General features: G+C 57.7%; 22 protein-coding genes and 1 other RNA gene. 15 read left to right on the forward strand and 8 right to left on the reverse strand.

All coding sequences use genetic code 11. The features are described from left to right. On the reverse strand, positions 1-494 hold a 494-nt coding region (locus VN622_00310), incomplete at its 3' end, for a serine hydrolase domain-containing protein (GenBank protein ID HWR34295.1). 54 nt (positions 495-548) lie between these two features. Here VN622_00310 and VN622_00315 point away from each other — a divergent pair. The 6 genes from VN622_00315 (at position 549) to ssrA (ending at position 6,704) form a co-directional block, all read left to right on the forward strand. Beyond that, positions 549-1,706, forward strand: coding sequence for a serine hydrolase domain-containing protein (locus VN622_00315; GenBank protein ID HWR34296.1), 1,158 nt, complete (start codon positions 549-551; stop codon positions 1,704-1,706). Between the two features lie 131 nt (positions 1,707-1,837). Next, entirely contained in the window at positions 1,838-3,271 is a 1,434-nt protein-coding gene (locus tag VN622_00320) for an RNase adapter RapZ (protein HWR34297.1), read from the forward strand. Then, positions 3,268-4,083: a nucleotidyltransferase family protein gene (locus VN622_00325; protein HWR34298.1), complete on the forward strand. Its 816-nt coding sequence runs from the start codon at positions 3,268-3,270 to the stop codon at positions 4,081-4,083. Before VN622_00320 ends, VN622_00325 begins: the two co-directional genes overlap by 4 nt. Before the next feature lie 93 nt (positions 4,084-4,176). After that, positions 4,177-5,469 carry a UDP-N-acetylglucosamine 1-carboxyvinyltransferase gene (gene murA / locus VN622_00330; protein ID HWR34299.1) on the forward strand — a complete coding sequence of 431 codons (1,293 nt, stop codon included), beginning with the start codon at positions 4,177-4,179 and terminating at the stop codon, positions 5,467-5,469. Positions 5,470-5,514: 45 nt separating this feature from the next. Continuing rightward, on the forward strand, positions 5,515-6,159 hold the full coding sequence (locus tag VN622_00335) for an NAD(P)H-binding protein (GenBank protein ID HWR34300.1): 645 nt from the start codon (positions 5,515-5,517) through the stop codon (positions 6,157-6,159). Positions 6,160-6,334: 175 nt separating this feature from the next. Further along, positions 6,335-6,704: a transfer-messenger RNA gene (ssrA, locus tag VN622_00340) on the forward strand. Between the two features lie 292 nt (positions 6,705-6,996). On the opposite strand, the gene VN622_00345 is transcribed toward ssrA, so the two are convergent. Further along, positions 6,997-7,482, reverse strand: a complete 486-nt coding sequence (locus tag VN622_00345) for a hypothetical protein (GenBank protein ID HWR34301.1) — start codon at positions 7,480-7,482, stop codon at positions 6,997-6,999. 577 nt (positions 7,483-8,059) lie between these two features. Here VN622_00345 and VN622_00350 point away from each other — a divergent pair. Beyond that, complete coding sequence (locus VN622_00350) at positions 8,060-8,608, forward strand: SET domain-containing protein-lysine N-methyltransferase (GenBank protein HWR34302.1); 549 nt, start codon at positions 8,060-8,062, stop codon at positions 8,606-8,608. Positions 8,609-8,722: 114 nt separating this feature from the next. Here the strand turns inward: VN622_00350 and VN622_00355 are convergent, their stop codons facing one another. After that, positions 8,723-9,079, reverse strand: coding sequence for an STAS domain-containing protein (locus VN622_00355; GenBank protein HWR34303.1), 357 nt, complete (start codon positions 9,077-9,079; stop codon positions 8,723-8,725). A 232-nt stretch (positions 9,080-9,311) separates the two neighbouring features. On the opposite strand from VN622_00355, the gene dnaX reads away from it, so the two are divergent. From dnaX to recR, 3 genes are all read left to right on the forward strand, one after another. Then, complete coding sequence (gene dnaX / locus VN622_00360) at positions 9,312-11,282, forward strand: DNA polymerase III subunit gamma/tau (GenBank protein HWR34304.1); 1,971 nt, start codon at positions 9,312-9,314, stop codon at positions 11,280-11,282. Positions 11,283-11,291: 9 nt separating this feature from the next. Then, complete coding sequence (locus VN622_00365) at positions 11,292-11,600, forward strand: YbaB/EbfC family nucleoid-associated protein (GenBank protein HWR34305.1); 309 nt, start codon at positions 11,292-11,294, stop codon at positions 11,598-11,600. A 73-nt stretch (positions 11,601-11,673) separates the two neighbouring features. Continuing rightward, a complete protein-coding gene (gene recR, locus VN622_00370; protein HWR34306.1) occupies positions 11,674-12,273 on the forward strand; it encodes a recombination mediator RecR in 600 nt (199 codons plus the stop codon). A gap of 105 nt (positions 12,274-12,378) precedes the next feature. On the opposite strand, the gene VN622_00375 is transcribed toward recR, so the two are convergent. Both VN622_00375 and VN622_00380 read right to left on the reverse strand, forming a co-directional pair. After that, on the reverse strand, positions 12,379-12,753 hold the full coding sequence (locus tag VN622_00375) for a response regulator (protein ID HWR34307.1): 375 nt from the start codon (positions 12,751-12,753) through the stop codon (positions 12,379-12,381). 335 nt (positions 12,754-13,088) lie between these two features. Further along, complete coding sequence (locus VN622_00380; protein HWR34308.1) at positions 13,089-13,838, reverse strand: dienelactone hydrolase family protein; 750 nt, start codon at positions 13,836-13,838, stop codon at positions 13,089-13,091. A gap of 154 nt (positions 13,839-13,992) precedes the next feature. Here VN622_00380 and VN622_00385 point away from each other — a divergent pair, with 154 nt between their 5' ends. Beyond that, positions 13,993-15,546 carry an alpha/beta hydrolase-fold protein gene (locus VN622_00385; GenBank protein HWR34309.1) on the forward strand — a complete coding sequence of 518 codons (1,554 nt, stop codon included), beginning with the start codon at positions 13,993-13,995 and terminating at the stop codon, positions 15,544-15,546. A gap of 110 nt (positions 15,547-15,656) precedes the next feature. Beyond that, entirely contained in the window at positions 15,657-17,762 is a 2,106-nt protein-coding gene (locus VN622_00390) for a S46 family peptidase (protein ID HWR34310.1), read from the forward strand. Between the two features lie 61 nt (positions 17,763-17,823). On the opposite strand, the gene VN622_00395 is transcribed toward VN622_00390, so the two are convergent. Continuing rightward, complete coding sequence (locus VN622_00395; GenBank protein ID HWR34311.1) at positions 17,824-18,393, reverse strand: NAD(P)H-dependent oxidoreductase; 570 nt, start codon at positions 18,391-18,393, stop codon at positions 17,824-17,826. 289 nt (positions 18,394-18,682) lie between these two features. Between VN622_00395 and VN622_00400 the strand changes: the two genes are divergently transcribed. Both VN622_00400 and VN622_00405 read left to right on the forward strand, forming a co-directional pair. Continuing rightward, positions 18,683-21,073, forward strand: coding sequence for a PAS domain S-box protein (locus VN622_00400; GenBank protein HWR34312.1), 2,391 nt, complete (start codon positions 18,683-18,685; stop codon positions 21,071-21,073). 481 nt (positions 21,074-21,554) lie between these two features. Continuing rightward, a complete protein-coding gene (locus tag VN622_00405; protein HWR34313.1) occupies positions 21,555-22,658 on the forward strand; it encodes a sorbosone dehydrogenase family protein in 1,104 nt (367 codons plus the stop codon). Between the two features lie 81 nt (positions 22,659-22,739). On the opposite strand, the gene VN622_00410 is transcribed toward VN622_00405, so the two are convergent. Continuing rightward, a complete protein-coding gene (locus tag VN622_00410; GenBank protein ID HWR34314.1) occupies positions 22,740-23,177 on the reverse strand; it encodes a hypothetical protein in 438 nt (145 codons plus the stop codon). A gap of 187 nt (positions 23,178-23,364) precedes the next feature. Next, positions 23,365-23,841 (reverse strand): bacterioferritin, encoded by a 477-nt coding sequence (gene bfr, locus VN622_00415; protein HWR34315.1) that lies wholly within the window; start codon positions 23,839-23,841, stop codon positions 23,365-23,367. A 333-nt stretch (positions 23,842-24,174) separates the two neighbouring features. Between bfr and VN622_00420 the strand changes: the two genes are divergently transcribed. Beyond that, complete coding sequence (locus tag VN622_00420; GenBank protein HWR34316.1) at positions 24,175-26,028, forward strand: carbon starvation protein A; 1,854 nt, start codon at positions 24,175-24,177, stop codon at positions 26,026-26,028. Positions 26,029-26,070: the final 42 nt, after the last annotated feature.

Consider the following 26,070-nt stretch of genomic DNA (forward strand, 5'->3'; position numbering starts at 1 on the left):
TGCGTAGCCAACTGCCGAATCGTGATCTGATCCTTGCCGTTGCTTCCGAACTCGGGAATGTACTTCGCGACAGGATCGTTCAGGCGAACTTGCCCAAGCTCAACCATCCGCATCACCGACATCGCGGTAACCACACACTTCGTCAGTGACGCAACATCGAATACGGTGTCCAGCGTCATCGCTTCTCTGCGAGGCTCCAGCGATCGCATCCCGAATGCCCGGCGATACACCACCCGCCCGCCGTGCCCGACGACCAGCACCGCGCCCGGAATCTGCCCGTGTGCAATGGCCGAAAGCACAACCGACTCAACGGCTGCGAAGCGATCGGATGCAGTGTTCAACCGCGAGAGATGCGCCGCCGGCTTCGGACGTGCGCCCGCAACAGCGTTGGACTTTCTCTTTTCCTGCGCAGGCGCAATGCCGCACAGTATCGTGAGGAACAGAAATATCGCGAAGACTCTTTTGCCAGGTTTCACGTTTTTTAGGAGTGCCAAAAGTTTTGCCGAATCTACCACGCCGGGAGCGGGGTGCGTGAGAGTTTATGATAGGTGGCGTTAACGCACCGCTCCGCGATGACTGAGCCAGCCAAACCCGCTGCCGCAATGCAGTCGCTCCTGCCAGCTTTTCAGGAACAGGATGCCCGGTTTGCGAGCGCCTTTGACCTGGTGACCGAAGCGATTGCGAACCACGCTTTCCCAAGTGCCGTGCTTGCCGTGACGCACCGCGGCCAGCTCATCATCTGGCGCGCGTTCGGACGCTTCACCTACGATGCCGGCTCGCCGCACGTGAGCCCCACGACTGTTTACGACCTCGCCTCGCTCACGAAAGTCGTCGCGACAACATCGATGGCAATGCTCCTGTTTGAGCGCGGCCTGCTCGACATCGAGGCACCCGTTGTCGCCATCGCACCCGAGTTCGCCGCCGGCAGTTCTGATCCGCGCCGGAAGAGCATTACCGTGCGCATGCTTCTCGCGCACTCGTCTGGCTTGCCGGCATACGAGCAACTGTACAATCGCGCATCCACGCGGGACACGCTCATAGCGTCCGCCATGACGATGCCGCTCAAAGCCGATCCCATGACGCACGCCGAATACAGCGACATAGGATTCATCATCCTGGGCGAACTCTTGTCACGGGTTGCGAACGAGTCAATCGACCGCTTCTGTTCGCGTGAAGTTTTCGCTCCACTCGAAATATCATCGGCCGCCTTCTGCCCGCCCGCAGAGTGGCGGCGGCACATCCCCCCAACGGTGGATGATCGAGACTTTCGAATGCGCGTCGTCCAGGGCGAGGTTCATGACGAGAACGCCAGCGTAATGGGCGGCGTCAGTGGACACGCGGGCCTTTTCGCATCCGCATACGACGTCGCCCTCTTCGCACATTGCATGCTCGCTGGCGGCGCGCCTGTCGTGCGCCCAGCAACGGTCAACATGTTTACCCGGCGAGAGTCGCTGCCACCGGGCACATCCCACGCCCTCGGATGGGACACTCCTTCGCAACCGTCGCAATCCGGACGCCACTTCTCGCCACGTTCATACGGGCACCTTGGCTATACCGGAACCTCTCTCTGGTGCGACGCCGAGCGCCAGCTTTCGGTGACGTTGTTGACGAATCGCGTTTGGCCCGATCGCAGTTCTCAGGCAATCAAGCAGGTTCGGCCTTCGGTCCATGATGCCATCGTCGAAGCGCTCTCGCAGGAGTCTTGAGCCCAGCCCCCGTCAACACTCGTCAATCATTTGTGTCTCGACAGCAATGGCGAGAGTAGAAATGGTTGCATGGCGTTTCCGTTACACTGTACTGCGCTGGCTCCGAACGCTAACGCCTGGAACTTATATTGATGGACGTTCTCAAACAACTTTTCGAGCAGCACTTCCGCTCACCCGCCGAGCGCGTTCAACCGCTGCAGGGACAGCTTGGCGGCTCCGGGCGCAAAATAGTCCGTCTTGCTGGCGAAAAAGTCAGCGCGATAGGCGTTCTTCATGACGTACGAGAAGAGAACGTCGCGTTCCTTGAGTTCTCGCGGCACTTCCGTCGTCACGGGCTGCCAGTGCCGGAAATCTACGCTGAGGATCTGAGCCAGAGCGCGTATCTCGAAGAAGACCTCGGCGACATGACGCTCTTCGAGTTTCTCTCGGGCAATCGCGTCGGCGACGACATCGCTCCCGAGGTCGTCACAGCGTATCGAAAGGTTGTCGCCCTGCTTCCGCGTTTCCAGGTAGAAGCCGGACGCGATCTGAATTACAAAGTCGCTTACCCGCGCGCCAGCTTCGATCGCCAGTCGATCGCATGGGACCTGAACTACTTCAAGTACTACTTCCTTCGCCTCGCCGGAATCGCGTTCAGCGAGCAGGCGATTGAAGACGACTTCAGCCGCCTCAAGAAATTCCTCTTGAGCGCGCCACGCGACTACTTCCTCTACCGCGATTTCCAGTCGCGCAACATCATGCTTCGCGACGGCCAGCCATTCTTCGTCGACTACCAGGGCGGACGCCGAGGCGCGCTGCAATACGACATCGCTTCCCTGCTCTACGACGCCAAGGCAGACCTGCCGCCCTCGTTCCGCCAGCAACTGCTCGATGATTATCTCGAGTCACTCGCAGGGTTCATCGAGCTCGACCGCGCGGCCTTCATGCAGCACTACTACGCGTTTGTCTATGTGCGCATCATGCAGGCGCTGGGCGCTTATGGATTCCGCGGCTTCTACGAACGCAAGCCGCACTTCCTGCAAAGTGTGCCTTATGCGCTCAAGAACCTGCGCTGGCTCCTGCACAATGTCGAGCTGCCAATCAAGCTGCCGACGTTGATGGACGCCTTCAAGAACATGCTTGCTTCGGAGACGCTACAGGGGCTCTCGCCGGAGGCCTCCCCTAACAAACTCACCGTGCTCATCTCCAGCTTCTCATTCCACCGTGGCTGGCCGAAGGACGAGAGTGGGAATGGCGGAGGATTCGTCTTCGACGCCCGCGCAATCCCGAATCCCGGACGCGAAGAGCGATTCAAGGCGCTCACCGGGAAAGACGCGCCGGTCATCGACTACCTCAACCAGCAGCAAACAGCGCATCAGTTCCTCGCCAGCGTCATGTCGCTGGTGGACGCGAGCGTCACGGAATATCAGCGTCGCGGGTTCAAGAACCTGATGGTTTCGTTCGGTTGCACCGGAGGCCAGCATCGCTCCGTGTACTTTGCCGAGCAATTGGCAAAGCGCCTTCGCGAGAAAAATGGCTTGGAAGTAGTCGTGCATCATCGTGAGCTGGAGGCGATGGGCAAATGAAAGCGATGATCCTCGCCGCCGGCCTGGGCACGCGCCTGCGTCCTCTCACGAACAACCGCCCCAAGGCGCTGGTGGAAGTCGCCGGACGCACGCTGCTGGAGATTACGCTTTCGCGCCTGCGCTCGTTCGGCGTGCGCGACGTCATCATCAATGTCCACCACTTCGCAGATCTCGTCATCGACTACTTAAAGGCGCACGACAACTTCGGCATGAACATCGCGATTTCGTGCGAAGACGTTCTGCTCGACACCGGAGGCGGGCTTAAGAAAGCAGCGCACTTTTTTCTCTGCAACTTCCTTGAAGACGCAAGTGGCGAGCCCTTCATTCTGCACAACGTCGATGTCATCAGCACTATCGACCTCCGGCGCATGTTGCAGTTCCACACCGAACGTCAGGCCCTGGCGACACTCGCCGTGCAGGACCGCGTGACCTCGCGCTACCTGCTCTTCGACAAAGAACTCCATCTCTGCGGCCGACGCGCTGGACGCGATGGCGCTCCGGAGATCGTTCGAGAGCCAACATCAGATGGGCACCCAACGCTGAGCACCGCGCAAAGTGGGAGCGCGCCTCTCATGCAACGGCTGCACGCCCTGGCGTTCTCCGGCATACACGTCATCTCGCCGCGCCTGCTCCGTATGCTGACGGAAGAGGGCGTATTTCCTATCATTCCCACGTATCTGCGCCTCGCCGCCGCAGGTGAGAAGATCCTCGCCTTCCGCGCCGACGAATACTACTGGCGCGACCTCGGCAAGCCCGAACAACTCGAGCAGGCGGCGGAGGACGTTAAACAGAACAGGCTCGCCCTCTTCTAAGGCAGACTTCCCGCAGAATTCAGTCACTCACTCCTGCTTCTCAGTATGGTTTGCACTTAGAATGGGATTTACTTCGGCTGCAAGGAATCATAGATGGACAAGTTCGTAATTCGCGGTGGAAATCCTCTGCTCGGCACAGTTCGCATCAGCGGCGCGAAGAATGCCGCGCTGCCCGCCATGGCCGCCGCCCTGTTGACCGACGAACCGGTCATTCTGGAGAACATCCCGCAAGTCCGCGACATAGAAACCGAACGCAGGCTGCTCGCCGCCATGGGCGCTGAGGTCGAGCTTGGCTACGGACGCGCGCACCACCGCACCACGATCTGCTGCCGAGGCCTCAGCCGAAATCCCGAAGCCAGCTATGAACTGGTCAAAACCATGCGCGCATCTACACTCGTGCTCGGCCCGCTGGTGGCTCGTATGGGTTTCGCGCGCGTGTCGATGCCGGGTGGCTGCGCCATTGGAGCGCGCCCAATCGATCTGCACATCAAGGGATTGGAGCGACTCGGCGCGACGATCAAACAGGAACACGGATACGTTGAAGCCCGCTGTGAACGCCTGAAGGGCAACAAGATCGTCTTCGACAAAATCACCGTAACAGGCACCGAAGACCTGCTGATGGCCGCCGTCCTCGCCGAGGGCGAGACGGTGATGGAGAATTGCGCGCGCGAGCCGGAAGTCGCAGATCTTGCAGCGTTGCTCACCAAGATGGGCGCCAGGATCGAAGGCGCTGGCACCTCGACCATTCGCATACAAGGGGTCGAAAAGCTAGGCGGCGCCCGTCATCGCATCATTCCCGACCGCATAGAAGCCGCAACATTCATCATCGCCGGCGCACTTACCGGCGGAGACCTTCTGGTTAGCGGCTGCGATCCTGCGCACCAAACGGCGCTGCTGCAAAAGCTGGAAGAAGCAGGCGTAAAGTTCACAACCGGCACAGACACCGTCCGCGTGATGGGCGATGGCGCACTCAAAGGCGCGGACATTACGACCGAGGAATATCCAGGCTTCCCGACCGACGTTCAGGCGCAGTACATGGTGCTGGCGACACAGGCCGAAGGCACGTCGATCATCACCGAGAACATTTTCGAGAACCGCTTCATGCACGCCCAGGAACTGACTCGCATGGGTGGGAACATCAAGATCGAAGGACGTCGCGCGGTTGTCCGCGGCAAGACGCAGTTGAGCGGCGCAGCCGTGCTCGCCAGCGACCTTCGTGCTTCCGCCTCACTGGTCATAGCAGCGCTGGTGGCCGAGGGCGAGACGATCATCGACCGCGTTTACCACATCGACCGCGGCTATGAACGTCTCGAAGAAAAGCTGAAGGGCGTAGGAGCCCAAATGCGCCGCATCGGTGAAATGCTTCCGAAACGCGCAGGTGTCTAGGTAAATCCGAGAGCAGCGAAACTCGGGATTACAGGAAGATCGAGAATGCCTTCCGCCCTCATTGCCGGCGCTACTGGACTGGTTGGCTCGACGCTGCTCCATCAACTTCTGGCGACACCGGCTTACCACAGGGTCACTGCCCTGGTCCGGCGTCCGCTGAGTCTCAACCATCCCCGCCTCGACTCGCGCGTCGTGGACTTCGACGCTCTCTCCGACATCCCGCCCTGCGATGATGTTTTCTGCGTCCTGGGCACGACCATCAAGACAGCCGGTTCGCAGGCGGCCTTCCGTCGCGTGGATCTCGAATACCCCTTTGCGTTGGCCCTCGCCGCCCGCGCACAAGGCGCGCAGTTCCTGCTGGTTTCCTCCGTGGGCGCGGACGCGAACTCAAGAAACTTCTACCTGCGCACAAAGGGCGAACTCGAAAACGCACTGCGCGGACTCGGCTTCCCGGCCCTGCACATCTTCCGCCCAAGCCTGCTGCTGGGCCATCGTGCCGAGAACCGTCCCGGCGAACGCGTGGCGATGGCTATCGCTCCCGTCATCGCGCCTGCCCTGGTCGGCAGCCTGCGCCGCTATCGCCCAATTGCCGCGACCGCCGTCGCACGCGCAATGGTCGTCGCCGCGCAGAAGGCCGAGCCTGGCGTTCACATCTACCACTTCGACGAAATGCAGACGTCCGCTTTGTGATTCGCCAGAGCCCCGAGCCTGCGACCTTATCCCCCGTCAGACATCTAATCGTTAAGACTGACAATGTTGACTTCCATCTGGCTCCTGCTAAAGTGGAAGTAGTTCTTTGACAACGGCTGCTAAAGCCGTTGTAGCCGGCCCCGACTTTTTCTGAAAGTTTAGGGCAGCGCCAAATGGGGGCGTCACGGCTTCGACGGAAATGTTCGCGGCCAAGAGGCATACCGGGGTGCACGCACCCGTGATCGTGTGCAAAAACACAATTGCCAACACTGAACTGGCATACGCAGCTTAATTAGTTAAGTTGCCGTCCTCCGCGGCTTTGTCCGTGGGCTGCGGAAGGGCGTCGCACAGCGGACTGGCTTTGGATCCTACGTCTGGGGATTCGAGGCGAGATCAACAGGCTAGCCACTCGCGTTTCTTGTCCGTTCCTAGCGCGAAGGGCGAACGTTGTGGGGTAATGGCCCACGGCTTGAACGTGACTAAGTATGTAGTCTCTTGACCAGTGGCGTTTTCGGACAGGGGTTCAACTCCCCTCGCCTCCACCAATATCGTTTTCAGGTCTTCACTTATCTGGGTTCCGCAGCATCCCTACCAAGTAACCGATTGCTAACAAGGCTCCACCCACCATTGCCGTAATTCTCCAAATTCCACCATCACTCCACTGGCTATAGAGCGCCACCAGTAATGCAAGACTCAGGAGCACACCGGGCGCTTTTTGCTTGTGGAAGTGGGTGTATGTCTTCTTTTCACTCTTCATGTCACTGTTCATGGCACAAACCCTCACCCACATTCTGTACGGTGAAGCTACGGTATATGCTTTCTAACGACGATGCAGGTTTATTGCTGCTTCCAAACAGCCAGATAGCCACGTTTTACCAGCTGCGAACCTTCCTCGGGGTCAAGCACGGTGACCGTGGCCCTTCCCTTCTTCCAATCGCTGAGATAGTTCGCCTCAACATAGTAAGTCTTGTTCGGTTCCACGTTGAGCGTAAGGAATCCGGGGATTAGATTTGAATGCCCGATCGCTCCGTACGCACACAACTTGTATTGCCCGGGGTCAAGGAAAAGATAGAAAAAGTTCGGCTCGTCCTTCCGAGTGGCACCGACCCACTTGCCATCAATCGCCACGCCGATATTGAACAACATCGTGCGTTCCCTGACCACGATAACCATTCCCTTGTCGGGTGGAACCGATGGCAGTGGAAGGCTTCTCTCTGTCTTAACCTCGAACTTGGTGGCAGCCCCGCAAGGGTACGGCAGCTTCTCTTGCGCAAACATCAACATGGGGAACAGAACGAGTATTGCCGATAGTAAACGTTTCATATTTTGCCTCACCAATGGTATGCGAGACGGATTGTACTCGGTACCAACACAAAGCCCGGCGAAACATCAATCTCCACAACTCACCGTAGCGTAGAATTCCGGCCCGCAGGAGGTCACAATGTCAGATAAATGGAAAGATGTCGGGCCTGGTGGAAACATCCTTGAACGAGTGGTCGACAGTGCAACGGGTGGCTTATTGGGTGATAAGCGCACGGTGCAAAATACAGAGAATGGAGAATACCGGGAAGTCTGCAGGGGACATGGTCAAGGGACGGGAGAGGCCGTCGAGAAGGGCAATTCAACGACAAGAAAGGCTAGCCCTGCATTCGCCGAAGTTCATAACGCTTCCCTCTATCGCCTCATCGCTATATCGGGATGCTCCGGAATACAGCATCCCGATTCCTGTTCGCTGGTGCTCACCGTCTGGCCGTCGCAGAAGCCGCATCATGCACTGATACTCAGAAGAGAGCTCGTGCTTCAGATGCCGTCCGCAATGTCGGCTTACGTTATACTGCGGGCGGATCGTAGTTCGTCGAAATGAGTCTGAATCAGGGTTGAAGCTGCACTGAATTCTTTTATGCCTCCAGTCATCATTCCTCAAGTCATTATTCGTTCCTCCGATATCCATGCTGCCGGTTGTTTTGCGCTGGAGAAGATTCCTGCTGGCGTGCGCGTGCTCGAGTACACGGGCGACCGCATGGCCCACAAAGACGCCGACGAGCTTTACAAAGGGCGTCCGTACACGTACCTGTTCGGCGTGGGTGACGGCGAGACCGTCATCGACGGTTATGGCATGGCGATGTACGTGAACCACTCCTGCACGCCGAATTGCGAGACGGAAGAGGACGACGACAATCGCGTGTGGATCATGTCCATACGCGAGATACAGCCGGGCGAAGAGCTGGTTTACGACTACTTCCTGTATGACGGCGATGGCGACGCGCCCTGCACGTGCGGAACCCCGAACTGCCGCGGAACGATGTATTCGCCGAAGGAAATCGCGCGGCGCAAGAGAGCCGCAACGAAGCTAGCAAACGCCACCAAGAAGCAAAACGGCGCGGCGAGCAAGCGTTCCGGGCCCACCACGAGCAAGAGTTCCGGGCAAAAGAAGAAGCGGGTCCGCTAGGACCCGCTGCGATATTTCCACCTGAAGTGAACAATCTCTGAAGAACGGCGTCTCAAGCGAACGTTGTTTGAGGCAAACCACGCCTGAGGCAAACCACATCAGGACCGAGCCGGTTTAGACCTTGGCTGCCTGTCCGAATGCCTTGAGCGCCTGCTCCAGGGTTTCGTGAACGTCGAACACGGTGACGAGTTTCGTGACCTGTAGAAGCTGGCCGACGCGAGGCGTCAGGTTGGCAAGCTTGATGTCGCCCTTAGCGCTGCGCGCGGAGGTGAAAAGGCCTACGAGAGTTCCCAGCCCGCCGCTATCGATGTAACTAACTTCGTGAAGATTAAGAATGATGCGGTTCGCCTTCGAGAGCGTGGCCTTGACTGTGTCGCGCAGCAGGGCGGACTCTTCGCCGAAGACGATGCGGCCATGGCAGTCGATGACCGTAATGCCGTCGATGACGCGGGTATTCAGCTTGAGTTGCATGGTCGTGCCTTTCCATCTCGAACTTTCGTGACGGCACAGCGTATCGCGCTTGTAGCGTCTGCGCAAGTTCCCGTGACGAAAACGCGCTGACCACTGGACACGGGGCTAGGCTTGACTGAGGCGGCTCCTATCCTTTCGCCTGGTGCACAGCCGCGGCACAAGTGAGTCGTCGCGAAGAGCAAAAAGCTGTACGGCAGAGCGGGTCGGCAAAACGGTATAATCGACGCTTCCCATGAGCTACACGGTTCTGGCACGCAAGTATCGTCCGCAGCGGTTTGCCGATGTGATCGGACAAGATCACGTCACGCGCACGCTGAAGAATGCTATCGAGCAGCAACGCATCGCCCACGGCTACATCTTCAGTGGACATCGCGGCATCGGCAAGACGACGATTGCGCGCATCCTGGCAATGGCGCTCAATTGCCGCTCCGCGGAGCATCCAGTCAGCGAGCCTTGCGGCGTGTGCGATAGCTGTCGCGAGATTCGTGAGGGTTCGGTGGGCGCGATGGACGTCATCGAAATCGATGCTGCGACGAACCGTGGCATCGAAGAAGTTCGCGGACTCATCGCTACGGCAACGGCCGAACCGGCGCGCGACCGCTACCGTATTTTCATCCTCGACGAAGCTCACCAGGTGACCGACGCGGCGTTCAATGCGTTGCTCAAGACTCTGGAAGAGCCTCCGCCGTGGGTCATCTTCATGATGGCCACGACGCAGCCAGAAGATATCCCGCAGACCATTCGGTCACGCTGCCAGCACTTCAGCTTTCATGCCGTGCGCTTTGACGACATTGTGGGACAGCTGCGCTCGATTGCACAGCAGGAGAATCTGCAGGTCGATGACGACGCGCTCGCAATGCTGGCCGAAGCCGGCGACGGATCGATGCGCGACGCGCTCAGCATCATGGATCAGGCGATCGCCTGCTGCGGCACTTCCCTGTCGGCAGAGGTCGTGCGCGGACTGATTGGAACGGTTTCGTCCGATACCTTGGAACATGTGATGCAAGCGGTGCACGAAAACTCCGCTGAGCAGGCGCTGCGCATCGTGGACAAGCTGATCGTAGAAGGCCACAGCGTTGTGCACTTCGCGAAGCAAATGGTGCGCTTCCTGCGCAACGCAATCATGGCGAAGGTAGCAGGCGGCGACTCGCCCTTGCTGCAAATCTCTTCCGACGAGCGTGCGCGCGTGGTGCGCATTGCTGAGCTTTTCACGGAAGAAGACCTGACGCGTTTTCTACAAATCATTTTGCGCACGCACGGCGACGTGAGCTACAAGCAGGAACAGCGATTCCATTTGGAACTAGGCATTCTGAAGTTGGTACATGCGCAACGATTGCTGCCGCTGGAACAGTTGTTGAGCGATGCGGCACTGCCGCGTCCAGCAGCAACGGCGCGAAGCACCGGGGCTTCTCCTCAGCGAGCGGCAGGTTCGGCAGCGCCGGGCCGACCTGCGCAGCCAGCAACTCCGCCGCGCACTCCGTTCGAGCAAGAGCGCGGAGGATCGCCGTTCGGCTCAGAGACGCGTCCCTCTCGCCCGTCTCCATTCGACGCTGACAGGGCGCGCAAGGATAGTGGCCCCAAAGGCAGCATGAGTGCCGAATCGTCCGGACCGTTTGGCAGCACACCGATGACGTCGATGCCGCCCGTGAACTCGGCTCCTTCACACAGCGCACGGTCCATTCCGCCGCGTCCACACTCGCGCGTGGACGCCGCGCCAGCAATGATGACGAGCGGCGCTACAGCCGTGGCGTTGGCTGTGGAACCGGTCGCAACGCCTGAGCCGCAGCTTCCGCAGCCATCGGTCAACATAGGAGCGGCTTTCGACGTCAGTGTCGAGACGGTTCGCGACGCGGTGCTCGCTGCCTTGCAAGCGGCGGGGCAGAATATCTTGCTTTCATCGCTCGAAGAGGGCGACTGGGCGCTCGAGGGCGCGGAAGTAATCGTCAAAGCGGCGATGTCTCAGAAGCTGATCGATCTTGCGCTCGGGGCCGATCTGAAGAAGCAGGTCAATGCGGCTGCATCCAAGATCGCTGGGGGCGCGCTCAAGGTGCGCGTCGTGAGCGGCACGCCGACTTCCACCGGCAAACCGCTGGCGCGGAGCAAGTCCGCAGCAGGGCATGGGCGCGCCGCTGACGAGCCTCTGGTGAAGCGAATGATCGAGAAATTCGGCGCCGAAGTCCGTACGGTTATCGAAGACCGATAGGTGGGAATGATGAATCCGAAACAGCTCCAGGAAATGATGGCGCGAGCACAGGACATGCAGCGCGATCTGCAACAGAAGATGGCGGAAACGGTAGTGGAGGCGTCCTCCGGTGGCGGCACCGTGACCGTAAAGATGAACGGACAGAAGCACGTACTGTCCATCAAGATCGAGCCTGACGTTGTGCAGTCCGGCGACGTCGAGATGCTGCAAGACATGATTATGGCGGCCATCAACGAGGCGACTCGAAAGGTAGACGAAGCAATGCAATCCACCGTCGGCGGCATGCTGGGCGGGATGGGACTGCCGGGAATGTTTTGAAACAGTTGGCGATCGCGTGGAGTGGATCGCGGCGCGAATTGAAGCTAGCGCACGGATGTAGTGGAGAGACGAATTGTCGAGATTTGCCGAGCCGATGGCTCGATTGATAGAAGAGTTGAAAAAGCTGCCAGGCGTTGGCAGCAAGAGCGCACAGCGGCTTGCCTTTCATATCCTGCGGTCGAGCGAGCAGGATGCCGAGTTGTTGTCCGACGCGATTCGCGACGTGAAGGCGAATCTGCGCCTATGCTCGGTTTGCAACAACATCACAGACGTCGATCCCTGCGTCTATTGCAGCAATATGACTCGTAACCAGCGGCTGATCTGCGTAGTCGAGGAGCCGACGAACATCGCATCGATTGAGAAGACTCGACAGTACAACGGCGTCTATCATGTGCTGCACGGCGCACTGTCACCGATTCACGGCGTCGGACCGGAACAACTGAGGATTTCTAACCTTGTGCGCCGGGTAGAGGAAGGAAACGCCGATGAAATCATCCTGGCTACGAATCCGACCGTCGAGGGTGAAGCAACAGCCGTGTATCTTTCAAGGCTGCTGAAACATGCAGCGGTGAAGGTCACGCGCATTGCAACCGGCATTCCGGCAGGCAGCGACATCGAGTATGCAGACGAAGTAACGATGCAGAAAGCTATGGAAGGCCGGCGGGACATGTAACGTTGGCAGTCGGCGAAGCCGTTCAACTTACAAAAATAAAAAGGGGCTGCGGCCCCTTTTCTGCTGGTTTGGGCTCGTAAGAAAGCCAGTGGATTCAGGACCTTGCTATTCGCGGAGCTTCGCGAGCAAGTCCTGCGGGTGAACCGGCTTAGCCAGTATTTCGAACTCGTGTCCCTGGGCTCGTGCGGTTTCCAGAAGATCCGCCGTGGCGGCCTGGCCTGAGAACAAAAGAATTTTGCAGCCGGGCAGGAAGTTGCGGATGTTGATCGCTGCCTCGATGCCGTTCATGTCAGGCATGATCACGTCGCTGATGATGAGATCGGGGCGAACTTCGCGGGCAGTTTGGACAGCGCTCGTGCCGGTATAAACAGCAGAGGCATTGAATCCATGCTGGTTGAGAATAATGGCCAGCGTGTCGGCGATCACTCGTTCGTCGTCAACGACCAGAACTCTCGGTTTTGTTTTTGATGTCCCGTTCATTCCAGATCCCAAGCCTTTGATGCAGAGAGGTCGACCAGCGATGCTGGATTGATTATAAGTGATTCCCCAACACCGGGCGAAAGTCATGAGAACTTCAACAGACCACCTGAACGTGCAGCCTAGCTTCCTGAAATCAGTCCAGGCTTCCCTGAGAGGAACCCAGACGTAGGCAAGCAAGATGAACTCCCTCCAGCACAAGCTTTCCAGTTATGGTTCGGCGGTTGTGGCGAACTCCATCGCCTTGACTACAACTACGAGCTTCAGGGCCGCAAGAGCGCCAGTCTTTCGCTGCTTTGAAGATATGCTTGCGGCCGCCCCAAGTTTATCAAAAAGTCTCATTTGGCAGCACTGAGGTGTTTCTGCAAGAAGGCAGTAGTCTTCTGCCATGCTTCTTTCGTGTCCGCTTCTCGGTATCCGGCTTTATTGTTCTCGTTTTCGAAGGCGTGACCGGCATCGGGATAAATGTGAATTTCGACGGTCTTCCCCATCTGCTTCAACTGCTGCTCGAATTTTCGAACACTATCGACAGGAATGCCGCGATCCTGTCCGCCGAAAATCCCGAGAATGGAGGCATTGATCTTCTTGAGTTCGTCGGGTTCAGTTGCGAGGCGTCCGTAGTTGATGACAGAGGCTGCGAGTCGAGGCTCGTTGAGCGCGAGCATGAGCGAATATCCGCCTCCCATGCACCATCCGATGGAACCGATCTTCTTTGGGTCCACGTTCTTCTGCGAGGCAAGATAGTTGAAGGCGGCCAGGAGATCGCGGCGTACGCGATCTTCCGGGAGACCTCGCATAATTTCGTGCGCCTCGTCCGGAGAGGTGGCAACTTTGCCGCGGTACAGGTCGATGGCGAGTGAAGCGTATCCCTGATCAGCCAGCTTGGATGCCTGTTCCTTGACCCAGTCGTTGAGCCCCCACCACTCGTGAATGACGACGAGTGCGGGAAACGGGCCTTTGCCTGCGGGGGTGTATAGCATCGCCGTGACGGTATCATCGCCACTCTTGTACGTGACCTGCTTGCTCTCCGCGGCGAGAGCGGTGAGCGAAAGCACAAATGCGAACACAATCGAGAGCAACACTTTCATGGCGCCTCCAGGTGCATTTAGAGATGCGCAGCGGAGTCGCGGTTGCAAAAAGATAAGGCACCGTTCACGGTCTTGCAGCCAGTTCAGCGCCTCGGGCTCGGCGATATCAACTTAGTGAAACCTCGCTGTCCTGTTTTTTGTAAGATGTGTAGACATGCACAAACGCATACGTGCGCTCTTCCCTGTCCTGCTGGTGGCAATGTTCGCGCTGCAATCGCTGGCGCAGACGGCCACTCCGGCGCAACCACTTCGCTTCAGCATCACGCTTGCAGATTCAGCTTCCGCAACACCGGTCTCGGGGCGGCTAATCGTATTCATGTCCACGCAGAAACCTAGAGGCAGTGCGATGGAGCCCGGGTTTGGCGGAAACACGCGCAACACGTGGATTGCTGCGCAGGAAGTGACGAACTGGAAGCCCGGCACGGCGGTCGAACTCGATCCGGACAGGCTTGCCTATCCCGCTCCGTTCTCCAAGGCTCCTGCTGGCGATTACTACGTCATGTCGTTCCTCGACGTAAATCACAACGCTGCGTATCGCACGTACGACGCGGGAGACATCATCGGCGATCGGATCATTGTCGAAAAGCTGAACCCGGCAATGTCGCAACCGATAGCGCTGAGGATTGAGCGAAAGGTTCCGGTGCGCGATGCGAAACCGTCGGAAGGCTCGGAGTTGTTCGATTTCGTCAGCCCTTCGCTGAGCGCGTTCTGGGGTCGTCCGATCCATATGCGTGGCGTGATCGTTCTGCCGCCCAGCTACAAGAAGAGTAGACAGCGGTATCCGACGGTGTACATGACGCACGGTTACGGCGCGACCCTCAACGTTCTTGCAGGACCTTACGCCCATGGATACGCCGACAAAATGGCGGGCGGCGCTCCACAGATGATCTACGTGCTGCTGGATGAAAGTTGCCCTGGCGGCACACACGAGTTTGCCGATTCCGTAAACAACGGTCCCTGGGGACACGCACTTACGGCTGAGTTGATTCCGCATTTGGAAAAGAAATACCGGATGGACGCCAAGCCGAGCGGAAGATTTCTTACCGGGCATTCGTCTGGCGGATGGGCAACACTGTGGCTACAGGTGAACTACCCGAAGATATTTGGCGGCACTTGGTCCACCTCTCCTGACCCCACCGACTTCCGCGACTTCATCGGGCCGGATCTCACGAAGGCCAACACGAATATGTATCGCAAGCCCGACGGCTCGCCATGGATGCTGGTCCGCATGGACGGGAAAGACGTGGAGGCGTTCGAAGACTTCGCCCGGCAGGAACGCGTGATGGGCGAATACGGCGGGCAGATCGCTTCCTTCGAATGGGTTTTCAGTCCGCGGGGACCGGATGGCCGGCCGATGCAACTGTTCGATCGTGACACCGGCGTTGTGCATCCCGCGGTGGCCAAATACTGGGTGGAACACTACGACATTTCAAGCGTTGTGCGGAAACGCTGGAAAGAGATTGGTCCGAGCCTGAAGGGCAAAATTAACGTGATTGTTGGTACGGCGGACACCTTTCATCTCGAAGGTCCCGCGCGGTTGCTTGACGGCGTTCTGAAGGATTTGGGTGCGGACGCGAAGGTCACGTATCTCGAAGGCCGCACGCACTTCGACCTTTTCAAGGATGGCCTCGACGAAACCATTGCGAAGGAGATGTACTCGGTGGCCCGTCCGAAGACGAAGGTGAAGTCTGCTGCTGGCGGCAAATAGCGTTGATGATCTCAGGCTGAAGCGCTAGATGCCCAGAACATGGTGGTTGATGAAAGTGAAGCCCGTGGCGCATCATAACCTCGCGATCCTACACGCAACGGAGACAAGAATTGAAGCGACGCACTGTCCTCGCAACATTGCTGATTTGTGCCCTGCTGGCGCCCTTTGCGCTTGCCGATGAAGGGCTTTGGCTTTTCAACGCGCCCCCTGCTGAAAAGATCAAGGCGAAGTATGGTTTCACGCTTACCCAGCCATGGCTGGACCACGTACGCGAGTCGGCGGTGCGCTTCAACAACGGCGGTTCCGGATCGTTCGTCTCGCCCCATGGGCTGGCATTCACGAACCATCACGTGGCAGCCGATTGCCTCTCGAAGGTCGGCACAAGCGACAAGGACTACATCAAGCTGGGTTTCTACGCTAAGACCCAGGCCGAGGAGCTCAAGTGTCCGGATCTCGAATTGAACGTCCTGACGGGCATTGAAGATGTGACGCCGCAGGTGCAGGGAGCGGCGAAAGCGGGAATGAGCACGGCCGAAATCGGCGCGGCGCAACGCGCTGTGATGAGCCAACTGGAAGCGGACTGCGCGAAGGACGGCCAGCGTTGCGACGTAGTGACGCTCTACAGCGGCGGAGCCTATCACCTGTACAAGTACAAGCGATACATGGACGTGCGCCTTGTGTTTGCGCCGGAATATGGGATTGCGAGCTTCGGTGGCGACGCGGATAACTTCGAGTTTCCGCGATATGCGCTCGACGTGACGTTCTTCCGGATTTACGAAAACGACAAACCGGTGCAACTAAAGGACTACTACAAGTGGTCTACAACGGGCGTAAAGGCAAACGAGCTGGTTTTTATGGCCGGCAATCCTGGATCGACGGCGCGCCTGAACACAATGGCGCAGATGGAATTTAATCGCGACGTGCAGTATCCGCTGGCGCTGAAGTGGCGCGAGGCGGGAATCAAAGCGATGAAGGAGTTTGCCGCGAAATCGCCAGAGAGCGCTCGCATCACAGCTAGCCGCATGTTCTCTTTGGAAAACAGCCAGAAGTCGCAGAAGGGCTACTACGCCGCACTGCTGGACAAGCAGTTAATGACTCAAAAGGCAGCGAGTGAGAAAGAACTGCGAGCCAGCCTGGCAAAGATCGATCCGACAATCGACGCTGCGTGGCCGGCAATTGAACAAGCGATGGACGTACAGAAGAATATCTACGCCCCGTATGCTCTGCTGGAGCGGATGCAAGGGTTCGACTCCGGAATGGCGCAGCTTGCGCGAACCATCGTCCGTGCGGCTGCGGAGCGGCAGAAACCAAACAGCGAACGCATAAAGGAGTACCGGCAATCCGCGTTGCCGTCTCTGGAGCAAGCACTATTCTCGACGGCACCGGTATATGACTCGCTGGAAATCATGACGCTCACGCACTCTTTTATGCGGCTGCTTGATGAGCTGGGCGCGGAGAACGCAACGGTGAAACGCGTGCTCGGCGGCAAGACCCCGGCAGAGGCGGCTTTACGGTATGTGACTTCGACTAAGCTGAAGGAGGTTGCGTTCCGCAAAACTTTGTACGAGGGCGGAACGGACGCGGTCAGCAAGAGCGACGATCCCATGATCGTACTCATGCGCGACATTGACGCCGACGCTCGGGCGCTTCGGCGGAAGTATGAAGATGAGGTTGACGCCGTCGTCAGCCGCGAAGGTGGACGCATCGCACAGGCACGCTTCAAACTCGGCGGCATGGACCTTTATCCCGACGCGACGTTCACGTTACGGCTGAGCTATGGCGCGGTGAGAGGCTACACGGAAGATGGCCGAGGCAGCGTGGTGCCGAAAGGGACGGAAGTTCCTTACTTCACAGTTATGGGCGGAGCCTTCGATCGCGAGAGGAAGATGGGCGCTAACCCTCCCTACCAATTGCCTCCGACGTGGACAGCTGCGCACCCAAAGATGAAGCTCAACACACCGATGGATTTCGCTTCCACCGCGGATTCGATTGGCGGCAACTCGGGATCGCCAATCCTGAACGTGGCGGGAGAGGTCGTCGGTATCAACTTCGACCGGAACATGCAAGGGCTGGGCAGAAACTTCTACTACTCGGAAACCGGCATGCGCCACATTGCGGTGGATGCGCGTGGAATTCTGGAAGCTCTTCGCAGCATCTACGGCGCGCAGGCGCTGGCGGATGAACTGACGGGGAAAGCGGCACCAACAGCTAAGTAGTGAAACGAGGAGCGAAATGGGCGCTCAAGTGGCGCCCATTTTATTCATCCTGAGTCGCCGATCAACGCTGAGGGGCGCCGCGCAACCGGTTTGTCCAGTCGATCAAATTCTGGAGAAGCTCGCGGATCAATTGTTTCGACATATCGTCAGTGAGGTTTCCTTGCTGATCGAAGCGTTGCGCCGCCTGACTGATCATCACCTCGGGACGGTTGATCGGAAACATGTTGAGGAACACAAAGCACTGGCGGAGGTGATATTGCGCCCGCGCCGATCCTAGAGTGCCAATCGAAGCTCCCATCACGGCGACCGGCTTTCCCTCCCAACAGCTATCGCCGTATGGGCGCGAACCCCAATCGATTGCATTCTTCAACACGCCGGGAATCGAGTAGTTGTACTCCGGCGTGACAAAGAGAACCGCATCCGCGGCCCGTACACCGGTCTTTAAATCCGTCACCACAGCGGGTGGGGTCTTCTCGATGTCTTCGCTGAAAGGCGGAATTGCAGCGATATCGAAGCTTTCAAGCGTTGCACCCTGCGGCACAAGTTGCTGAGCGGCACGTAAAGCAGCGCGATTGTAGGAGCCCTTGCGGAGACTCCCCGCAATTCCAAAAATCTTCACGGGATTGGTCATTCTCCGTCTCTCTTCCGAGTTGATCGATGCAGTCTTTGTAGGAGATGCCCGGAAGTCGAATATCGATTTCAGCACCGCATGAAAGAAGTTGGTATTCCAGTCCACAATGAGCCATCACTCTGGGTTCGGCTCATCGCCTCAATGCGGCCCGTGGCATGTCCCGCATGAATCTCGTGGCCTGTCCCGCGCATCAGAGGCTCGCGAATCACCCATTTGGGAGCTTCGTTCGTTTTAGGGCTACAATTCGGGTTGCAGTATGGGCTTGCCAGGTATGTATTCGGATCACCGATTGCCAGAGAATCAGGACGGGCGTCTTGCTGCGCTCGCAAGGTACACCGTTCTGGATACCGATCCCGAACCAATCTTCGATAACATCACGCAACTCGCGGCCGTACTCTGCGGTACACAGATGTCCGCACTCACGCTTATCGATCATAAGCGCCAGTGGATCAAATCGACCCACGGCCTGCGCGTGACGGAGACAGCATGCGACATATCGTTGTTCGGTAGTTACACGATCCTGGGGAACGATGTTTTCGAGGTCAGTGACACCAAGGCCGATCCACGGTTCGCCAACAATCCCGTGGTTCTCTCCTCCCCGCACATCCGCTTCTACGCGGGCGTACCGCTGGTCACTACCGACGGATTTGCGATCGGTTCGCTCGCGGTTCTCGACCGCGATCCGCGCAAACTTGAACCTCACCGCGCAGACGCGCTGAAGCTTCTTGCGCGCCAAGCGATGACGCAACTCGAATTGCTTCGAGAGCGAACCGAATCCTGCGGGCAGGTTGGGCTTTTAGTACAAGCGTCACCGTTGCCGACCATGGTTGTGGATCTCGAAGGACGCGTAACCCAATGGAATCCGGCTGCAGAACAACTTTTCGGCTGGACGGCTCAGGAGGTTCTCGGCAGGGTAAACCCAATTGTGCCACGGGGCACGGGTGGACTTCATGGAGCCGTGCTGCACGACGTTCTGCACGGAAAGATCATTACCAGTGTCGAATCGACCCGGAAGCATAAAAACGGGAGCGCAGTCGATGTGAGCATCTCGGCCTCTCCCATTAAGTCGAACAATGGCCGGATCATCGGCGCATTCGTGCTCTACCAGGATATTCGCGAAACAAAACGAACTACGCGACAGCTTGAAGAGTCGCTCTCCGTACTGCGAGCGACGCTTGAATCGACCACGGACGGGATTCTCGTTGTGGATCGCGCCGGAATCATACAAGCCTTCAACAAAAAATTTCTCGATATTTGGAAAATGCCGGCCCCCGCGATTGGCAGCGGCATGAACGCTGAGGCCTTGCGAAGCGCGATGGACCAGATTTCTGAACCGCAGCCGTTCGCGGCACGAGTCAAGGAGTTGCATAAAGCCCCCGAGCGGGAGAGCTTTGACGTGGTCGAGCTAAAGGATGGAAGAGTGTTGGAGCGCTATTCTGCGCCGCAGCGCAGAGGCGAAGAGATTGTCGGGCGCGTTTGGAGCTTCCGTGACGTCACTGGGCGCGTTCACCTGGAAGCGCAACTTCGTCAATCGCAGAAGATGGAAGCAGTAGGGTCATTGGCAGGTGGCATCGCGCACGATTTCAACAATCTTCTCAGCATCATCATTGGACACACGGCGCTGCTGCAGTCGGAGTTGCCGCCGACCAGCGAGAGCCTACGCCGCGTTGAAGAGGTGAGAGACGCCGCGGATAGAGCCTCAACTCTGGTCCGCCAGCTACTCACATTCAGTCGCAAGCAAAGCGCTCATTCCGAGGTTCTCGAACTCAATACCGTTGTGAGAAATATCTTCAACCTCATCAAACGGTTGCTCGGAGAAGATATCGAGCTGAGTCTACAACTGGCGCATGTTGCTCTACCTATCAAAGCCGATCACGCAAAAATAGAGCAGATCCTGATGAACCTGGTGGTCAATGCTCGTGATGCCATGACTCACGGGGGCCGCCTGATTATCACAACGGACGTCCACGTCGCGAATGTGCCATTTTCGGACGCTTCTAATATTCGAGGCGATTCTGCCGAACTTCGAGTAGCGGATACTGGGCCGGGGATTGATGCGACCGTCTTGCCTCGGATCTTCGAGCCGTTCTTCACAACCAAGGAGGTCGGCAAAGGAACGGGCTTGGGCCTCTCTACTGTTTACGCAATCGTCCGGCAACTTGGTGGAGACATCTCTGTGACGAGTCAGCTAGGCGAGGGCACGGAATTCAGGGTACTGTTGCCGATCGTCAGTGAACTGGCCGGAGTGCCGCAACCGAAGGACATCACAGACGTGAGTTCCTCCAGCGGACACGAGACCATCCTGGTGGTGGAGGATGAGCCAGAGCTGAGGATATTGGTCGGCGAAGTGCTTCGGCAACAGGGCTACCGGGTGCTGGAGGCGAAATCTCCGCAGGATGCGTTGCGGATCGCGCGAGCTTACGACGACGAGATTCATCTGTTACTTACGGATGTGGTAATGCCAATCATGCGAGGCGGCGAACTCGCACTGCATATCCGGGAACAGAGGCCCTCAATCCGGCTGCTGTTCATGTCAGGATATGCTGAGCAGGATAGCGATCACATCTACAGATCAGGTTCTCTGATCGAAAAACCATTCCCTCCACAGGCATTGACGGCGAAAGTTCGCCAAATACTTGATCGTACAGAAGTAAACGACAACGAAGATGAAGCTCAGTAAATACAGTGGCTGTCTGCTGGCACTACTCAAGTAGCAGATTGAACCTTCTTTTCCGCTACGCACACATTCAACCCTTCGAACAATCCCAAGAAACTGCACGAGGACGCTATGCACCCTGAGTTGGGCAAACTTACTCGGGAAACTTTGCGTCGGATTTCTTACGCCTAGAGGAAGAGGTGCGGTACCGATATCCGTCACCGAGGCCGATACTCCGTCAACAAGAAGGTGGCACGATGAGAATGGTTCAAAAGCGTCATCGGTACTGGAATTACGTTGTAATAGTTCTCCTATGTGTGGCCCTCGGGTTACCGCCGCTCGCGCTATCGCAATCTTCTGCCGCGCGGCCATCGCGAGACGTGCGCAGCGGCACATCTACATTTGGCGATTTTCGCCAACAGCGCCCCGGGGCTGCGGTCAAGATCACGGTCGCCGATCTTCCCGAGCCATATGTGCCACCAAGTCTGTAGACAACGGGCCTGACGTGGTTCCGCGCCCACGCGACGCGTGGCCTCAAGCCCCTGGCGGATTCAAAGTCGAGCTATACGCGAGCGGCCTCGAAAATCCGCGACTCATCCGGACGGCTCCAAACGGAGACTATTTCCTGGCGGAGAGCTATGCGGGAGAAATCAAATTGCTACGCGGAGTCGAAAAGGACGGTAGGGCGCAGCAGACCCAGGTATTCGCCTCCGAGCTGAACAAGCCATTTGGCATCGCATTCTATCCGCCGGGACCCAACCCACAGTGGGTGTACGTGGCCAACACGGATGCGGTCGTTCGCTTCCCCTATCAGAACGGTGACACGAAGGCTCGCGGAACGATGCAGAAGATTGCGGACCTGCCGGGTAGCGGCCGCCTGCGAGGCGGCGGGCACTGGACGCGCGATATCGCGTCCTCACCCGACGGCAAGAGGATGTGGGTATCGGTCGGCTCACACTCCAACGCAGACGACACTGACAACAACCAGATCGAGCATCACCGCGCCAATATCCTCGAGTTCAATCCTGATGGTTCAGGTCTGCGCGTCTATGCATCGGGGATTCGGAATGCCGTGGGCATTTCCGTAGATCCGAGGACGGGACAGTTGTGGGCATCAGTAAACGAGCGAGACGGACTGGGTGACAACCTTGTTCCGGACTACATCACCCATGTGCAACAGGGCGGGTTCTATGGATGGCCCTGGTACTACATGGGCGGAACGCAGGATCCAAGGCTGAAGGGTAAGCATCCTGAGCTGCGGAACAAGGTCATCACACCCGATGTGTTGGTTCAACCGCACAGCGCGTCTATGCAGATGACCTTCTACGACGGCAAGCAGTTTCCGGCAGAATACCGAGGCGACATCTTCGCGGCACAACATGGCTCCTGGAACCGCAATTCGCCAACCGGATACGAGGTCCTGCGCGTGCCGTTGCACAAGGCCGGCAAAGCTGGCGGAGAATACGAACACTTCATTACCGGCTTTGTGACGGCGGACGGGCGGGCATGGGGACGTCCTGTGGGAGTTACGGTCGGCAACGACGGCTCGTTGCTTATCAGCGATGACGGTTCAAACTCAATTTGGCGCATTACGTACACGAAAAAGTGAACGCCAAAAGTTTGCGCGGATGACAAGTGGTCATCCGCGCGAACTTACGTGACTTCGGTTGAGACTACACTTGGATTGAGGCTAGCCACGACGGTAATATCCGCGATTGTAGCCTTCCTGGTACGCCAGCCTGTATTGCTGCTCGTAGTATCGCTTGTCTCCGTAGCGGGAGACGTAGCCACGATCGGGATGCTTGTATCCCGGGCCATACTTAAACTTCCGCCCTAAGCTCCTGTCCCGCTGGCCGTCGGTGATTCCGTCCTGGAAGCCCATTTGGTAACCAGGGTGGTTGTTGCCCCTGTTACGAATGCGGTCGCGGTCGTTGTCCCGGCGCCCATCCCGGTCACGATCGCGGTAACGATCATGGTCGTCTCGATCATGCCCACGGTCCTGGTAGTACGCATCCCGATAGTAGCCGTCGCGACGATCGTCGTGGCCGCCCCAACTTCCCTGTGCCGCTGCTGGGATCGCCAAAGCCGCAGTGAGTGCCACACTTGCTACCGCTAATTGAATCTTCATAAAATTCCTCCCTGTGGCACAGCAAGACCGTGTTCCTATCAGCAGGAATTCGGCCCTATGCCTGGTCTGACGAAAGTGCGCGCTTGCTTGTGAGTAGGAACACAGCTCTCTAAAGAATGTTTCTGTTCCTCAAAACGAAAGGCTCCCAAATCTGAGAGCCCCGAATCATCGGCGAGCGCGCATGAAGTTATTGATCATTCTTCAACTGTTCTGAAAGATAATTTGAAATTCCGATTTCCTGGATAGAGTGGAGCTGCGCCTGGAGGAAGTCAGCGTGCCGCTCTTCGTCCTGGATCATGTGCTCGAAGAGCTGCCGCGAACCGTTGTCCCCTGCGCCGGCGCAAATCTTTACGGAGTTGTTGTACTGCACCCCTGCGTCCAATTCGTCCTTCAGATCAATTTCAAGATGCTCCTGGACGTTGGCGCCGATTTTGGGCTGAAGCGCAACGCTCACGACCGGTGTCCCGTCGAGAAACAAGATGCGCTCGATAAGACCTTCTGCATGGCGCATCTCTTCGATGGCTCGCGTCCGGGTGAGATCACCAAGTCGCTTGTAACCCCAGTTGTGGCACATTTCGGCCTGAACCATGTACTGAGCAATCGCGCTCAATTCCGAACTAAGCGCCGCGTTCAACTGCTCGATAACTGCATCATTGCCACGCATCAAACTATCTCCCGGCTCGAAAGGTTCGTTGCACATCTCACGTTAAGTGGTTCGCGCTATTTTTTCAATATCGGTTCCGGGGCGGAACGCGATTTTGGAGAGATAAGTGAAAACACGTGCCAACAGGCCGACTGTTCAGGTTCCAGTGTTCCCTGCAGAGTGTTCCCTGCAGAAAGCGGGTATAGTACCGGCGCGGCACCCCCCTGCCGAGCCGGTTTTGGAAGTCCCCCAATCTGAACTGCTCGATATGTGAGGGAGAGAATTCCAGCGCCAGCACAAAGGTTCGTGAAAGCATCTTAAGGTTCGAGTTCATCTGTTTGTCGGAGCAGGTTTATGAACACGTTTCCGATAATGCTGGGCGCGCTCTGCATCTACGCTCTTGCGTATCGCTACTACAGCGCGTTTGTTGCCGCAAAGGCACTGTCGCTCGATGACCGCCGCACTACGCCAGCGCACACCTTCGAGGATGGGCATAACTATGTTCCCTCGCCGCGCTGGGTTTTATTTGGACACCACTTCGCTGCGATCGCTGGCGCAGGTCCGTTGGTCGGACCCACCCTGGCTGCGCAATTCGGATTCGCTCCGGGCTTCCTATGGCTGCTGATTGGCGCGGTCCTGGCCGGATGCGTACAGGACTTCACGGTGCTCATAGCATCCGTTCGGCATCGAGGCCGCTCACTGGCCGACGTTGCACGCACGGAGATTAGTCCCTTCTCCGGCCTTGTCACGATGGTCGCCGTGCTCTTCATCCTGTTGGTGACCCTTGCGGGACTTGGAATCGTGGTGGTAAACGCGCTTTCGAACAGTCCGTGGGGAGTATTCACCATCGGGATGACGATCCCGATTGCGCTCGTTATGGGGTGGTGGATGTTCAAGAGCCATCCGGGAACGATCATGGTCACGGGCCCCAGCATCTTCGGAGTCGTGCTGCTGATTGCGAGTGTGATGGCCGGGCGGTGGGTGGCGGGGTCAGCCGCCGCGGGGACACTTACGTTCAACGCTCATCAGATCACGATTCTGATGGCGATCTATGGCTTCGTCGCATCCGTGCTGCCGGTCTGGCTGTTGCTTGAGCCTCGCGATTATCTCTCCACGTACGTGAAGCTGGGAACGATTGCAGTTCTTATCCTCGGGGTGTTTATCGTCCATCCCGATATCAGGTTCCCCGCTTTCACCCAGTTCGTCCACGGCGGCGGCCCCATCATCAAAGGTCACCTGTTCCCGTTCCTATTCGTGACCATTGCATGTGGAGCCATATCAGGCTTCCATTCCCTTGTCGGGTCCGGCACCACGCCCAAGATGCTGGATAAGGAGAGTGACGGCCGTTTTATCGGTTACGGAGCGATGCTTGCCGAATCCCTTGTTGGCGTGCTGGCGCTGATCGCAGCCTGCTCAATGCATCCGGGTGATTACTTCGCGATCAATACCACGCCGGAAGTCTTTAGCAAACTGGGCCTGTCTACCGTCAACCTGGACATGTTCTCGCGGGAGGTTGGGGAGAACCTTGCCGGACGCACCGGAGGCGCAGTCTCGCTGGCAGTCGGCATGGCACAGATCTTCAGGGGGCTGCCGGGCATGGATCGCTTGATGGGCTACTGGTATCACTACGCGATCATGTTCGAGGCGCTGTTTATCCTGACGACGATTGACACTGGCACGCGCGTTGCCCGTTATGTCGTGCAAGAACTGGTGGGCAAGATCTACAAGCCATTCGGCAACAGTGCCTGGCTACCGGGAAATCTGATAACCACGTTCGTGGTGGTTCTTGCCTGGGGCTACCTGATCTACACAGGTAGCATCTCGACGCTCTGGCCGCTGTTCGGAACTGGCAACCAGCTGCTTGCGACCATAGCGCTGGCCGTCACAACTACTTTCCTCATCAACATGGGACGGGCGAAGTACGCCTGGATCACGGCGCTTCCAATGTGCTTCGTTGGCGTTACGACGGTAACGGCAGGAGTTCTGTCCATCAAGAATATATTCTGGCCGCTGACGTCCAAACCGGGACAGGTATTCACAGGTTACTTGGATTCCATTCTGATGAGCATCTTCATTATCGGCGTGGTACTGGTCGTTGCTGACGCTGTACGCAGGTGGTTCAAGGTGCTGAGAGGCGCTCCCATACCGGAAGAAGCGTTTGGCACTCCAGTTACCGAAACGGGCGAGGTGAAAATGGGCTGCTGCTGAGCCAACATAACGCAGAGAACAGTTTCTTACTTGTGTGTAAGT

This window comes from Clostridia bacterium (genome assembly GCA_035561135.1).
In the GTDB taxonomy this organism is placed as follows: Bacteria; Acidobacteriota; Terriglobia; order Terriglobales; family Acidobacteriaceae; genus DATMYA01.

What these genes read in the sequence shown, in the direction of transcription:
- VN622_00325 (HWR34298.1), top strand. Translation starts at nt 3,268, where the DNA reads ATGAAAGCGATGATCCTCGCCGCCGGCCTGGGCACGCGCCTGCGTCCT.
- dnaX (HWR34304.1), top strand. Translation starts at nt 9,312, where the DNA reads ATGAGCTACACGGTTCTGGCACGCAAGTATCGTCCGCAGCGGTTTGCC.
- VN622_00380 (HWR34308.1), bottom strand. Translation starts at nt 13,838, where the DNA reads ATGAAAGTGTTGCTCTCGATTGTGTTCGCATTTGTGCTTTCGCTCACC.
- VN622_00420 (HWR34316.1), top strand. Translation starts at nt 24,175, where the DNA reads ATGAACACGTTTCCGATAATGCTGGGCGCGCTCTGCATCTACGCTCTT.
- VN622_00365 (HWR34305.1), top strand. Translation starts at nt 11,292, where the DNA reads ATGAATCCGAAACAGCTCCAGGAAATGATGGCGCGAGCACAGGACATG.
- murA (HWR34299.1), top strand. Translation starts at nt 4,177, where the DNA reads ATGGACAAGTTCGTAATTCGCGGTGGAAATCCTCTGCTCGGCACAGTT.
- VN622_00410 (HWR34314.1), bottom strand. Translation starts at nt 23,177, where the DNA reads ATGAAGATTCAATTAGCGGTAGCAAGTGTGGCACTCACTGCGGCTTTG.
- VN622_00345 (HWR34301.1), bottom strand. Translation starts at nt 7,482, where the DNA reads ATGAAACGTTTACTATCGGCAATACTCGTTCTGTTCCCCATGTTGATG.
- VN622_00350 (HWR34302.1), top strand. Translation starts at nt 8,060, where the DNA reads ATGCCTCCAGTCATCATTCCTCAAGTCATTATTCGTTCCTCCGATATC.
- bfr (HWR34315.1), bottom strand. Translation starts at nt 23,841, where the DNA reads ATGCGTGGCAATGATGCAGTTATCGAGCAGTTGAACGCGGCGCTTAGT.
- VN622_00335 (HWR34300.1), top strand. Translation starts at nt 5,515, where the DNA reads ATGCCTTCCGCCCTCATTGCCGGCGCTACTGGACTGGTTGGCTCGACG.
- VN622_00355 (HWR34303.1), bottom strand. Translation starts at nt 9,079, where the DNA reads ATGCAACTCAAGCTGAATACCCGCGTCATCGACGGCATTACGGTCATC.
- VN622_00385 (HWR34309.1), top strand. Translation starts at nt 13,993, where the DNA reads ATGCACAAACGCATACGTGCGCTCTTCCCTGTCCTGCTGGTGGCAATG.
- VN622_00320 (HWR34297.1), top strand. Translation starts at nt 1,838, where the DNA reads ATGGACGTTCTCAAACAACTTTTCGAGCAGCACTTCCGCTCACCCGCC.
- VN622_00395 (HWR34311.1), bottom strand. Translation starts at nt 18,393, where the DNA reads ATGACCAATCCCGTGAAGATTTTTGGAATTGCGGGGAGTCTCCGCAAG.
- VN622_00375 (HWR34307.1), bottom strand. Translation starts at nt 12,753, where the DNA reads ATGAACGGGACATCAAAAACAAAACCGAGAGTTCTGGTCGTTGACGAC.